This is a genomic window from Aeromonas sp. 25-AL00135, assembly GCF_054052385.1.
Genome location: NZ_JBSTYQ010000002.1, coordinates 55,082 through 68,033, shown reverse-complemented (window position 1 = coordinate 68,033; position 12,952 = coordinate 55,082). Strand labels below are relative to the sequence as shown.

Genomic DNA, 12,952 nt, shown 5'->3' with positions numbered 1-12,952 from the left:
CGTCAGTTATCCGCCTTCACCCTTACGGGCGTATAAGCTGTAGGTGCGACGCAATACAGGGAATGTGTATGAAGGGAATGAAGAGAGACGAGCAGATTGCCGGGCTGCTGGCAGCACTGGAGCAAGTCATTCTGGGCAAGCCGCTGCAACTGAAAATCGCGCTGGTGACCCTGCTGGCGCGCGGTCATCTGCTGATCGAGGATCTGCCCGGCATGGGCAAAACCACCCTGGCCCACGCGCTGGCGCAGGTGCTGGGGCTGGCATGCAGGCGCATGCAGTTCACCGCAGATCTGCTCCCCGCCGACCTGCTGGGGCTTCAGATTTTTGACCCCCAGCAACAAACATTTCGCTTTCATCCCGGCCCCATCTTCACCCAGGTACTGCTGGCGGACGAGATCAATCGCGCCAGCCCCAAAGTACAGAGCGCCCTGCTGGAGGCGATGGCCGAGGGCAAGGTGAGCATCGAGGGCCACACGCACCCACTCCCCGATCCATTTTTCGTCATCGCCACCCAGAATCCGGCGGATCAGGCGGGCACCTATCCACTGCCGGAATCCCAGCTAGACCGCTTCGCCGTGCGACTCTCGCTGGGTTTTCCGCCGCGAGAGGCGGAGCGCCAGCTACTGCGGGGCCACCAACCGACTGGCCCGTTGCCCGCCATGCTGGATGCTGCCGGACTCGCCACCTTGCAAAGCGAAGGGGATTCCATCCATGTTTCGGATGCCACCCTCGACTACCTGCTGGCACTGGTGCACCAGAGCCGCTTTGATGGGGAGCTGCCACAGCCCCTCTCCCCCCGGGCAGCCCAGACCTTGCTGGCGGTGAGCCGGGCCTGGGCGCTGGTGGCGGGGCGGCGCTTTGTCACGGTGGAGGATGTGCAGGCAGCCTTCCCCTATGTGGCCGAGCATCGGCTGCGGGGCAGCTTTGGCGTACAGCACGGCGAAGCCTGTCCCCTGAGCCAGAGGTTGCTGGCCCGGGTCGATCCGGACAATCCCTGATGAGCAAATTGTTTGACCGTTGGCAGCAGTGGCGAACCCGCTGGCGGCAGCGTTGGCTCGATCGCCGCATTCCCCCTGCCCGCCAAATCACGCTGGGTACCCGCAGCCTCTTTATCCTCCCCACCCGCATGGGGCTGCTCTATCTGCTGGTGCTGCTCGCCATCTATCTGCTAGGCACCAACTACCAGAACAATCTGGTACTGCTGGTGGCCTACTGCCTCGGCAGCCTGTTTATGGCAGCCATGTGGCTCACCCACCGCAACCTGCTGGGGCTGGAGCTGCTGGGTGGCCCGCTGGTGCTGGGGGAAGCGGGTAGCCAGCTTCCTATACGCATCTTGGTGCAGAGCCCGCGCCCGGTGCAGGCGCTCCGGTTTAGCCTCAACGAAGGCACCCTCTGGCTGGCACAGGCCGACGCTGTGCCCAGCTCAGTTATCCTGCCAGTATCTGGCTCGCGCCGTGGACTACTGCCCCTTGGCCGATTGCGGGTCGAGAGCCGCTACCCCCTCGGCCTGTTTCGCTGCTGGTCCCTGCTGGACTTGCAGCTGGAGGGCTGGCTTTCCCCCAAACCGGCATTCGGGGCGCTAAGAGGGGAACATGCGACCGAAAGCGAGGGGAATCAGGGCCAACCCGCTCCGGCCACTCTCGGTGACTTTGATACCCTGCGGACACATCAGGCCGGTGAGCCACTGAGCCGGGTCGCCTGGAAGCAACTTGCCCAAGGGCGCGGCCTGCTGACCAAACAGTTCCATGAACCACAGCAGGATGAGACTCACCTCACATTGCAGCGGGTCGCGGGCGGGGATCTGGAGCAGCGGCTGGCGGTGCTGGCCTGGTGGTGCGCCGATTACGGCAAGCGGGGCATCCCCTTCACCCTGACGCTGGCAAACCAGACGCTGGGGCCCGATAGTGGCGCCGCCTTTGTGCAGCGCTGCCTGCTGGCACTAGCCCAGTTCGATGCCACACCACCGAAGAGCACGCCAGATGCTGCTCGATAACCGCCGCCTGCTGCCACTCATCGCCCTGCAACAGCTGCTGCTGGTCGCGGCGCTCTGGCCCCAGTTGCAACTCTGGGTAGTGACAGTGGGCGCCATCACCCTCGGCGTCCGGGCCATGATGCTGTGGCGCGGCTTGCCGCCCCTGCCTGCCCGCTGGTTGGCGCTGCTGGCCATCACAACCGTGGTGTTGCTGGGGTTGCAGTGGCGCACATTGGGCACCCTGCCCGCCCTGATCAATCTGCTCTGGCTCGGCTATAGCCTCAAGATGATCGAGGTACGGCGCGAGCGGGATATCGAGCAGGTGCTGCTGCTCGCCTTCTTTCTTATCGCGCTGGCGCTGGTACAACGCCAAAGCATCGGCTGGACAGCCGGGATGGCAGTGGCACTCTGGCTGGCAGTGACCGCGCTGGTGACCGCCGTCGTCCCCGAGCAGAAACGGCCTTGGCGCAGTGCGGGGAGCGCCCTGCTGCTGGCGCTGCCCTTGCTTATCACCCTGTTTATACTACTGCCAAGGCTGCCGCCCCTCTGGCAGATGCCCACCACCAGCCGTGCCCTGTCCGGCCTCTCGGAAGAGCTGGCCCCCGGCGATATCAGCGAACTGGTCAACTCCTCGGAACTGGCGTTTCGGGTCACCTTTGCCGATGGCCCGCCCACTGTCCGCGAGCGCTATTTTCCGGTGATGCGCCAAGAAGTTTTCGATGGTCAGCGCTGGTTGCTGAGCCCCGAGGTCAAAGCATGGCAGCAGACAGTGCCGGTGCAGACCGGGCTGACCCTTCTGGCATCATCTTCACGGGCAAGCAATCAGCTGGCAGATAGTCCATTACCCGCCGGGAGCTACGAGGTGATCGCCGAGCCCCAGCGCCACCGCTGGGCCTTTGCCCAAAGTGAACCGACTATTCTGACTGGACCAGTGCTGCTCACCCCCATTCACACCCTCTATCGGCAGGGGAGCGGCGAGGTGGCAATCCGCTATCGCATTGGCCGCGGCGAAGCACAGATCGAGGACGACCACCAAGCCGCTCAGCGCAACCTGCAACTGCCAGCCGGAGGCAACCCGAGAGCGCGCGTCCATGGCCAAGTGCTGGCTGTGCGCTATCCGGATCGCGCAGAGCTGGTCGCCGCCCTGCTAGCGCAGTTTCGCAGCCAATCCTATTACTACACCCTGACACCGCCACGACTTGGCGGTGACGGGGTGGATGAGTTCCTGTTCGATACTCGGCGCGGCTTTTGCGGCCACTACGCCATGGCGACCGCCTTCGTGCTGCGCGCCGCCGGTATTCCGGCACGGCTGGTCACCGGTTATCTCGGCGGTGAGTGGAATCCCACGGGCAACTATCTGGCGGTACACCAGTTCGATGCTCACGCCTGGGTGGAGTATCTCGATGAAGGAGGAACATGGCGGCGAATCGACCCCACTGCGGCAGTGGCACCGGAGCGCATTGAAGGCGGCGTGAGGGAGGCCCTGAGCGACGAGTTTACCGCCGCCGACCCTCTCGCTCTGCAGCGTTATCGCAACTGGGCCCTGCTCAATCAGCTGCGCTGGTGGGGCAACAATATCGACTACCAGTGGAGTCGCTGGGTGATTGGTTACGATGCGGGCCAGCTCTGGCAGCAAATCGGTCTGCGCTGGCCTGCACTGGCGGGATACACTCCCTGGTTGATCCTCGCCAGCCTGATGCTGGTCGCCCTGCTGGTGAGCTTGCCCCTGCTGTTGCCCGCCCGTCTGCCGCCAGAGCGGCGCATCTGGCAGCCCCTGCTCAAACGGGGCAAACGCAGCGGCTATTCCCCAGAGCCTGCCGAGAGCATGGGAGCATGGTGCGAGCGGCTGGCGCGGCTGCGCCCCGACCTTGCCCATCCCCTGCTAAAGAGTGCGTGGCTCTATCGCCGCTGGCGTTATGCCCTCCTCAACGACCGGCAACAAGGGCGCTGCTGGCGCCAGTTGCAACGGCGTATCAGACAGCTCGCCCAGCGCTGGGATCAGCCGCCGAAGAGCGGCTCATAAAAGAAGGGGGAGCCACCGGCTCCCCCTTCAGGTTTTAATCAAGAGGTTTGACTCACCGCTTGTTATTTTTTGGTCGGATTGTCCCAGATCCCCTCTTCCAGCTGGGAGCGGATCTCGGGGTACTTGTTGGCATCAAAGGTGGGCACCTTGCCCAGCCTGAGCTGGTCGTTGTAATCCTTGGCCAGCTTGATGGCGACGCCGGAGAGCAGCAGGATAGCCACCAGGTTGACGATGGCCATCAACCCCATGGAGACATCAGCCATTGCCCAGACGGTCGGCAACTCGCCCACAGAGCCGAACATCACCATGCCCAGCACAAACATCCGGAACAGCATCAGACCGCCCTTGTGGTTGTGCTCGAGGAACACCAGATTGGTCTCGGCATAGGAGTAGTTCGCCACGATAGAAGTGAAGGCGAAGAAGAAGATGGCCGCCGCGATAAAGATGTTGCCACCGCTGCCAATCTGGGAAGAGAGCGCCCGCTGGGTCAGCTCGACACCGGTCACGCCGGAGCCCGGCTCAAACTGACCTGACATCAGGATGATGGCGGCGGTACAGCTGCAGATGACGATGGTATCCATAAAGACCCCCAGCATCTGCACATAACCCTGGGAGGCCGGGTGCGGCGGATAGGGAGTGGCAGTCGCTGCAGCGTTGGGCGCAGAGCCCATGCCCGCTTCGTTGGAGAAGAGACCACGCTTGATACCGTTGATCATCGCCTGGGAGATGGCATAACCCAGCGCACCTGAGCCTGCCTGCTCAATCCCGAAGGCGGACTTGATGATCAGCATGAAGACATGGGGCAACTCGGTGATGTTCATCGCCACGATCACCAGCGCCAGCAGGATGTAGGCCAGCGCCATAAAGGGCACCACCAGCTCGGCAAAACGGGCGATACCACGAATGCCGCCGAAGATAATCAGGCCGGAGAGCGCCACCAGCGCCAGACCGCTGACCCAGTCAGGAATACCAAACGCCACCTTCATCGCCAGACTGATGGAGTTGGCCTGCACCGCGTTGAACACCAGACCAAATGCCAGGATCAGGCAGAGCGAAAACACCACCCCCATCCAGCGCATGCCAAGGCCTTTCTCCATGTAGTAGGCCGGGCCACCACGGTAGTTGCCATCCTCATCCTTGACCTTGTAGAGCTGGGCCAGGGTGCTTTCGACGAAGGCGGTCGCCATGCCGATAAAGGCAATCAGCCACATCCAGAAGATGGCGCCGGGGCCGCCCAGATAGATGGCGACAGCCACACCGGCCAGGTTGCCGGTGCCGACACGGGCGGCAAGGCTGGTACAGAGGGCCTGGAAGGAGGAGATGCCTGCATTGTCCGATTTACGGCTGTTTTTCAGCACGGAAAACATGTGGCCAAAGTGACGGATCTGGATAAAACCCAGGCGGAAGGTGAAAAAGATACCGACCCCGATGAGCAGGTAGATGAGCACGGCTCCCCACATCAGGTCGTTTAGCATCGCAATCAAGGTGTCCATAATTCTCTCGTTGTTATTCACATCCATGGCCAGTCTGCGCTGACCGTTTTCTGTCTGTCGTTTAATTAGCGTTTCGCTAAAGGGGCGGAATCTAGCACAGCGGGAGAGCCCGGAATAGTGATCCCGGTCACGCGAGACACAAAAAACGAACGGTAAAAGCCCATAAAGCTCCATTTAAATCGCAAACTTTCAACAAACTCAATAATTCAATCAGACAGGCCACCATTAAGCCCCATAAGAGAACCATTTTGATATATCCCTGATGAGCTATCCGAAAACGCAAACGCTTGCATGAAATGGCTTTCAAACGGAGACATTTCGCCAAACGTTTTCGCTGTAATTAAATTTCAAGTACGTAGCGAGATAATTTATGTGATCGACGACACAAATATGGATATTGGCTAAAAAAGTTCAGCTGAAAGCAAACCGGAGCGAGGTCGGGAGGAAATGTAAAAAACCTTACTAATCATATAGTTTCACGCCATAAAACGGGATGACTCAACAGCCTGAATGTTTAACAACCAAGCGCCCCTATTGCAGGATGCAGCACATCAGTATTAATTAGGCAGGCAATGACGATGGGCCGCCCCCATCGCGCTTTTCTGAGCCTGAGGCACCAAGATCCTGTAATTTTATTTCAGAACCACCGTCTCAAGCCCGCAACCCAGGGATTACTCCCTCATTAAGAGATGATATTCGCTATGGCCGATAAATTAACCCAGCTGAAAGCCCTGACCACTGTTGTTGCCGACACCGGTGATATCGAAGCCATCAAACGCTATCAGCCCATCGATGCCACCACCAACCCCTCTCTGGTTCTGAAGGCCTCCGAGATCCCCGAGTACGCTCCGCTGATCGAAGACGCCATCAAATGGGCCAAAGCCCAGAGCCAGGACAAGGCACAGCAAATCATCGACGCGGGCGACAAGCTGGCCGTCAATATCGGTCTGGAAGTGCTGAAGATCGTTCCGGGCCGTATCTCCACCGAAGTGGATGCTCGTCTCTCCTTCGATACCGAAGCCAGCATCGCCAAGGCGCGCAAGCTGATCCGTCTTTACAACGAAGCCGGCATCAGCAACGACCGCATTCTGATCAAGCTGGCCTCCACCTGGGAAGGGATCCGTGCCGCCGAGGTACTGGAGAAAGAGGGTATCCAGTGCAACCTGACCCTGCTGTTCTCCTTCGCCCAGGCCCGTGCCTGTGCCGAAGCCGGTGCCTTCCTGATCTCCCCGTTCGTGGGTCGCATCCTCGACTGGTACAAGGCCAAGCACAACCGTGACTACACCGCCAGCGAAGATCCGGGCGTGGTCTCCGTCACCTCCATCTACAACTACTACAAGCAGCACGACTACCCGACCGTGGTGATGGGCGCCAGCTTCCGCAACACCGGCGAGATCCTGGAACTGGCCGGTTGCGACCGCCTGACCATTGGCCCGGCCCTGCTGGAAGAGCTGAGCAAGGCCGAAGGCGCCGTGGTACGCAAACTGGACTACACCGGTGAGCGCAAGGCCAAACCGACTCCGATGACCGAAGCCGAATTCCGCTGGGAACTGAACCAGGACGCCATGGCTCACGAGAAGCTGGGCGAAGGTATCCGCATGTTCGCCATCGACCAGGGCAAGCTGGAAACCATGCTGGCAAGCCGTCTGTAATCAGTTCTTTTTCTGATAAAAACCGGGCCCCTACCAAGGGGCCCGGTTTTTTTTCATGGGCTTTTTTAGCGCTGTCATAGAGTCGTCACGAAAACGTTTTAATTTCAGATTCGTTATGTTATATGGGTGGTGAAAACGATAAAAACCAAGGAGGGAGCCATGGAAATGTTCAACTTCGATTATGACGAGGTGGTTGAACTCGGTTCGCGTAGCCGCGGGACAACGGGAAAAAAACGTAAATGGCGTGAAATCGAGGCGTTGAAAGACAAACATCGCCTGCAGAAGGAGCTGCAATCCATCGATATCGCCTATGAAGGTCTTACAGACGAGATTGAACTGTAATACCGCCAGACACCTGTAAAAGCGCTCCGCATAGTCGGGGCGCTTTTTTCTGCCGCAATCGGATGATCACGTGGTTTGTCATGCCATCGCCAGCGATGCCAAAGGATGCTGCAGGCTAATGACAGTCATCACCAACAGCGTGGCATACCAACCCTACCCCACACCCACGAATGCAGACCTGCGCCGTTTCAGGGCACGTTGGGGCACTCACCTGAATGGCAGATCAACCGCAATAAAAAGCCCTCGTCGATGACGGGGGCCTGAATACTCGGGGGTGACGGCTGCGCTTAGCAGTACCCGTAGCCCAGCAGACGCTGGTAACGCTGCTCCAGCAGTTGCTCGGTATCGAGCGGACGCAGAGCGTCCAAATCCTGCTTGATGCGAGCCTTGAGGTTTTTGGCCATCTTCTCCACATCGCGGTGAGCACCGCCGAGGGGTTCGTCGATCACGTGGTCGATCAGCTTGAGCTCTTTCAGACGCTGGGCAGTGATCCCCATCGCTTCGGCAGCTACGGAGGCCTTGTCAGCGCTCTTCCACAGGATGGAGGCACACCCTTCCGGCGAGATGACGGAGTAGGTGGAGTACTGCAGCATGTTGACGCGGTCACCCACGCCAATGGCCAGCGCACCACCTGAACCACCCTCACCGATCACCGTGCAGACCACCGGCACGGTCAGACCGGCCATCACTTTCAGGTTGCGGGCAATCGCTTCGGACTGGCCACGCTCTTCGGCACCGACCCCGGGGTAAGCGCCCGGGGTGTCGATAAAGGTGATGATCGGCATCTTGAAGCGCTCGGCCATCTCCATCAGACGCAGGGCCTTGCGGTACCCTTCCGGACGCGGCATACCGAAGTTGCGCTTGATCTTCTCTTTGGTCTCGCGACCCTTCTGGTGACCAATCACCATCACCGGCTCACCGTCGAGACGGGCGATGCCGCCGACGATAGCCTTGTCATCGGCATAGGCGCGATCGCCAGCCAACTCGTCGAAATCGGTGAAGATATGCTCGATATAGTCAAAGGTGTAGGGGCGCTGGGGATGACGCGCCATCTGGGATACCTGCCAGGCCCCCAGATCACCGAAGATCTTCTTGGTCAGCTCTTCGTTTTTCTTCTCCAGCCGGCGGATCTCGTCTTTCAGATCCACGGCGTGATTGCCTTCACTCACATGTTTGAGTTCATCAATCTGCGCCTGCAACTCGGCAATCGGCTGTTCAAAATCCAGAAAAAGACTCATAGGGCCTTAGAACCTCTAATCAAAAACCAATTCAACCCGCTCTCGTCCAAGCAGGACTCGCAAGTCATCTATCAGTTGATCGGTGGGCGTCACCCGCCACTCGGTACCGAGCGTCAATCGCACCCGGGAGCCGGGGCGACGATAGTTTACCTGAACCGGACAGACTCCGGCACGGGCGGGCTCCAAAATCTCGCACAAACGCGGGAAAAAGCGATCATCAATCCGCTGTTCATCGAGGGAGATACGGATTGCTCTGGCAAAACGCTCCCTCGCATCGTTGATATCCAGTAATTCTCGAGCCGACATTTTAAGGCCACCGGAGAAGTCATCAAAGCTGACCTGTCCAGAAACCACCAAAATGCGGTCTTTTTGCATCAATTCTTCATATTTTTCCAGCGCTTCACTGAACAGGGTCACATCGAGGCGACCGGAACGGTCGTCCAGAGTGAAGATCCCCATCTTGTTGCCACGCTTGGTCACCATGCTGCGGGCCGCAATCACCAGCCCCGCCGCCGTGGTCACGGTATCGCGTGAAGTGGGATGCAGATCGCACAGGCGACCCGAGGTATAACGACGCAATTCGCTGCTGTACTGGTTGATGGGGTGGCCGGTGAGATAGAGCCCGAGGGTCTCGCGCTCCCCTTCCAGCCACACCTTGTCAGGCCAGTGCGGCACGTTGGCAAACGCCTTCTTGACGTCGTCAATCTCTTCGGTGAGCACGCCGAACATGTCGACCTGCCCCACCGCCTGCGCCTTGGCGTGCTGCTCGGCGGCCCGCATCGCCTCCTCCAGGGTCGCCATCAGGGCGGCGCGGTGGGGGCCGAGCCGATCCATGGCACCGGAGAGGATCAGCTTCTCCATCACCCGCTTGTTGAGCTTCTTGATGTCGACCCGGTTGCAGAAGTCGAACAGATCGCGGAACGGGCCGTCCTGATCCCGGGCGCTGAGGATAGCGTCAATAGGGCCTTCACCCACCCCTTTCACCGCCCCGATGCCGTAGACGATATGACCCTCTTCGTTGACCGAGAAGCGATAGCGGCCGGTGTTCACATCCGGCGGGATCACGGTCAGCCCCATCCGCTGGCACTCGTCCACCAGGGTCACTATCTTGTCGGTGTTGTCCATATCGGCGGTCATCACCGCCGCCATGAACTCGGCCGGGAAGTGGGTCTTGAGCCAGAGGGTCTGGTAGGAAACCAGCGCATAGGCGGCGGAGTGGGACTTGTTGAAGCCGTAGCCCGCAAACTTCTCCACCAGATCGAAGATCTTCATCGCCAGTTCGCCGTCGACGCCATTCTTGACGGCGCCCTCCTCGAAACCGGCCCGCTGCTTGGCCATCTCCTCGGGCTTTTTCTTACCCATCGCCCGGCGCAGCATATCCGCGCCACCCAGCGTATAACCCGCCAGGGTCTGGGCGATCTGCATCACCTGCTCCTGATAGAGGATGATGCCGTAGGTCGGTTCCAGAATCGGTTTCAGGCTCTCGTGCTGCCACTTCTCGTCCGGATAGGAGATCGCTTCATTACCGTGTTTGCGGTCGATGAAGTTATCCACCATGCCAGACTGGAGCGGGCCCGGTCGGAACAGGGCCACCAGTGCGATCATGTCTTCGAAGCAGTCGGGGCGCAGCCGCTTGATGAGATCCTTCATGCCGCGGGATTCCAGCTGGAATACCGCTGTGGTCTCGTAGCGTTGCAGCAGGTCGAACGACTTCTTGTCATCGATAGGGATGGCGGCGATATCCACCGGCGGCTTGCCCTCTTTGGCAAGACGCGGGTTTATCATGCCGAGCGCCCAGTCGATGATGGTGAGAGTGCGCAGACCCAGGAAGTCGAACTTCACCAGACCGGCGTACTCCACGTCGTTCTTGTCAAACTGGGTGACCGGGTGATGGCCCTCATCATCGCAGTAGAGCGGCGCAAAGTCGGTGATCTTGGTGGGTGCGATCACCACGCCACCGGCGTGTTTACCAGCGTTGCGCACCACCCCTTCGAGACGACGAGCCATGTCGATGAGGTCTTTGACCTCCTCATCCTGCTCGTAGAGTTCGGGCAGCTTGGGCTCGGCCTCGAATGCCTTGGCGAGCGTCATCCCCGGATCCGGCGGGATCAGCTTGGAGATGCGATCGACAAAGCCGTAGGCATGGCCCAGCACCCGGCCCACGTCCCGCACCACAGCCTTGGCCGCCATGCTACCGAAGGTGATGATCTGGGAGACCGCCTCCCGGCCATACATGTCGGAGACGTGCTCGATCACCTCGTCGCGTCGGTCCATGCAGAAGTCGACGTCGAAGTCGGGCATGGATACCCGCTCGGGGTTCAGGAAACGTTCGAACAGCAGGTCAAATTCCAGCGGGTCGAGGTCGGTGATCTTGAGGGCGTAAGCCACCAGAGAGCCCGCCCCCGAGCCCCGGCCCGGGCCAACGGGAATGCCGTTGTCCTTGGACCACTGGATAAACTCCATCACGATGAGGAAGTAACCCGGGAAGCCCATCTGGTTGATCACTTTCAGCTCGACATCGAGGCGCTCGTCATACTCGGGACGTCGCTCGGCCCGCACCGCCGGATCCGGGAACAGGAACTCGAGACGCTCCTCCAGACCCTCTTTCGATTTGGCCACCAGAAAATCTTCGGTGGTCATGTCGCCGGTCGGGAAGTTGGGCAGGAAATATTCGCCGAGACGCACCGTCACGTTGCAGCGCTTGGCGATCTCCACCGTGTTTTCCAGCGCTTCGGGGATGTCGGCGAACAGCTCCGCCATCTCCTCCTGACTGCGCAGGTACTGCTGGGGGCTGTAGCGACGGGGGCGGCGTTTGTCCATCAGGGTATAGCCATCGTGGATGGCGACCCGGATCTCGTGGGCATCGAAGTCATCGGCGTTGAGGAACACCACCTCGTTGGTGGCGACCACCGGCAGCTCGAACTCGGTGGCGATGGCCACCGCCATGTGCAGGTAGACCTCTTCGTCGGGTCGACCGGTACGCAACAGTTCGAGGTAGTAGGCATCGGGGAAGTGAGTCTGATAGAAGGCGACACACTGCTCGGTCATCTGCCGGTTGCCCTTGAGCAGGAACTTGCCCACATCCCCCTCGCGCCCGCCGGAGAGGACGATCACCCCCTTGGCATGCTCGGCGAGCCAGCTCTTGTCGATAACCGGCCGCCCTTGCACGTGGCCGCGCTGGTAACCGCGGGAAATAAGCAGGGTGATGTTCTGGTAGCCGTCGTTATCCATGGCTAGCAGGGTGAGACGGAACTGCTCGTCGCCGAGCTCATCGCTCTGCACCCAGAAGTCGGCCCCGACGATGGGCTTGATCCCCTTGCCGTGGGCGGCGCCATAGAAGCGCACCAAACCGCACATGTTCATCTGATCGGTCAGCGCCAGCGCCGGCATGTTGTTGGCCGCCGCCGCCCCGACAATGGGGTTGATCTTCTGCAGGCCATCGACCATGGAGAAGTCGGAGTGGACTCGCAGGTGGATAAAACGGGGGTCAGCCATCGTCATCTCCTCTCGCTGCTCAAACTAAATGGCATGGTCTACTCGATCCCCAGTGCGCGGCGCACCGGTTTGAAGCTCTTGCGATATTCGGGCAACGGGCCACGCTCGGCCAGAATGGCGAGGTGCTCCGCGGTCGGATAACCCTTGTGACGGGCAAAACCATATTCGGGATGACGACTGTCCAACTCGGTCATCTCCGCATCTCGGGTCACCTTGGCGAGGATAGAAGCGGCGCTGATGGCGGCCACCAGGCTATCGCCCTTGACCACTGCGCGCGCTTCCATCGGCAGCGCCGGGCAGCGGTTGCCATCGATAAAGACCAGCTCGGGCGTCACCTTCAGCCCCGCTACGGCGCGCTGCATCGCCAGCATGGTGGCATGCAGGATGTTGAGCTCGTCGATCTCCTCCGGAGTGGCGCGACCGATGGCCCAGGCGAGCGCTTTCTCTTTGATCTCATCAAACAGCGCCAGCCGCTTCTTCTCGGAGAGCTTCTTGGAGTCAGCCAGCCCGGCAATCGGATTGGCCGGGTCGAGAATGACCGCGGCGGTGACCACGTCACCCACCAGGGGGCCACGGCCCACTTCGTCCACACCGGCAACCAGCTTGTCGTCAGGAATATCGATCATCATCTTGTAGCCTTGAATCAAAACAGGCCCCGTGGGGCCTGACAGGGGTCGACTGGCGCGGCATCACCGCTCGGAAAACGGATTAACGGGCTGCGCGGCGCAATCGACGGT

General features: G+C 60.2%; 9 protein-coding genes. 5 read left to right on the top strand and 4 right to left on the bottom strand.

The genetic code is table 11. From position 1 onward, the window contains the following. Positions 1 to 68 precede the first annotated feature (68 nt). Genes ACW5XC_RS01870 through ACW5XC_RS01860 form a run of 3 tightly spaced genes read left to right on the top strand, consistent with a single transcriptional unit; the run spans position 69 to position 3,995 of the window. The gene (locus tag ACW5XC_RS01870) at positions 69 to 998 is read left to right on the top strand and encodes an AAA family ATPase (protein WP_178378367.1); all 930 of its coding nucleotides are present in this window, start codon (positions 69 to 71) and stop codon (positions 996 to 998) included. After that, positions 998 to 1,993, top strand: coding sequence for a DUF58 domain-containing protein (locus ACW5XC_RS01865; RefSeq protein WP_042055135.1), 996 nt, complete (start codon positions 998 to 1,000; stop codon positions 1,991 to 1,993). The genes ACW5XC_RS01870 and ACW5XC_RS01865 overlap by 1 nt, the downstream gene beginning before the upstream one ends. Next, on the top strand, positions 1,980 to 3,995 hold the full coding sequence (locus tag ACW5XC_RS01860; protein WP_042055133.1) for a transglutaminase family protein: 2,016 nt from the start codon (positions 1,980 to 1,982) through the stop codon (positions 3,993 to 3,995). Before ACW5XC_RS01865 ends, ACW5XC_RS01860 begins: the two co-directional genes overlap by 14 nt. A gap of 62 nt (positions 3,996 to 4,057) precedes the next feature. Here the strand turns inward: ACW5XC_RS01860 and ACW5XC_RS01855 are convergent, their stop codons facing one another. Next, entirely contained in the window at positions 4,058 to 5,488 is a 1,431-nt protein-coding gene (locus ACW5XC_RS01855) for an alanine/glycine:cation symporter family protein (RefSeq protein ID WP_042055130.1), read from the bottom strand. A 701-nt stretch (positions 5,489 to 6,189) separates the two neighbouring features. Between ACW5XC_RS01855 and tal the strand changes: the two genes are divergently transcribed. Together tal and ACW5XC_RS01845 are read left to right on the top strand one after the other, a co-directional pair. After that, on the top strand, positions 6,190 to 7,140 hold the full coding sequence (tal, locus tag ACW5XC_RS01850) for a transaldolase (protein ID WP_042055127.1): 951 nt from the start codon (positions 6,190 to 6,192) through the stop codon (positions 7,138 to 7,140). 159 nt (positions 7,141 to 7,299) lie between these two features. Further along, a complete protein-coding gene (locus ACW5XC_RS01845) occupies positions 7,300 to 7,482 on the top strand; it encodes a DUF3545 family protein (protein ID WP_005338547.1) in 183 nt (60 codons plus the stop codon). Positions 7,483 to 7,769: 287 nt separating this feature from the next. Here ACW5XC_RS01845 and accA read toward each other — a convergent pair whose 3' ends face one another. From accA to rnhB, 3 genes are read right to left on the bottom strand one after another with little or no spacing between them, the layout of a single operon-like run. Beyond that, entirely contained in the window at positions 7,770 to 8,720 is a 951-nt protein-coding gene (accA, locus tag ACW5XC_RS01840; RefSeq protein ID WP_005338549.1) for an acetyl-CoA carboxylase carboxyl transferase subunit alpha, read from the bottom strand. A 15-nt stretch (positions 8,721 to 8,735) separates the two neighbouring features. Beyond that, a complete protein-coding gene (dnaE, locus tag ACW5XC_RS01835; protein ID WP_042055125.1) occupies positions 8,736 to 12,215 on the bottom strand; it encodes a DNA polymerase III subunit alpha in 3,480 nt (1,159 codons plus the stop codon). 38 nt (positions 12,216 to 12,253) lie between these two features. Beyond that, on the bottom strand, positions 12,254 to 12,844 hold the full coding sequence (gene rnhB, locus ACW5XC_RS01830; protein WP_042055124.1) for a ribonuclease HII: 591 nt from the start codon (positions 12,842 to 12,844) through the stop codon (positions 12,254 to 12,256). Positions 12,845 to 12,952 lie beyond the last annotated feature (108 nt).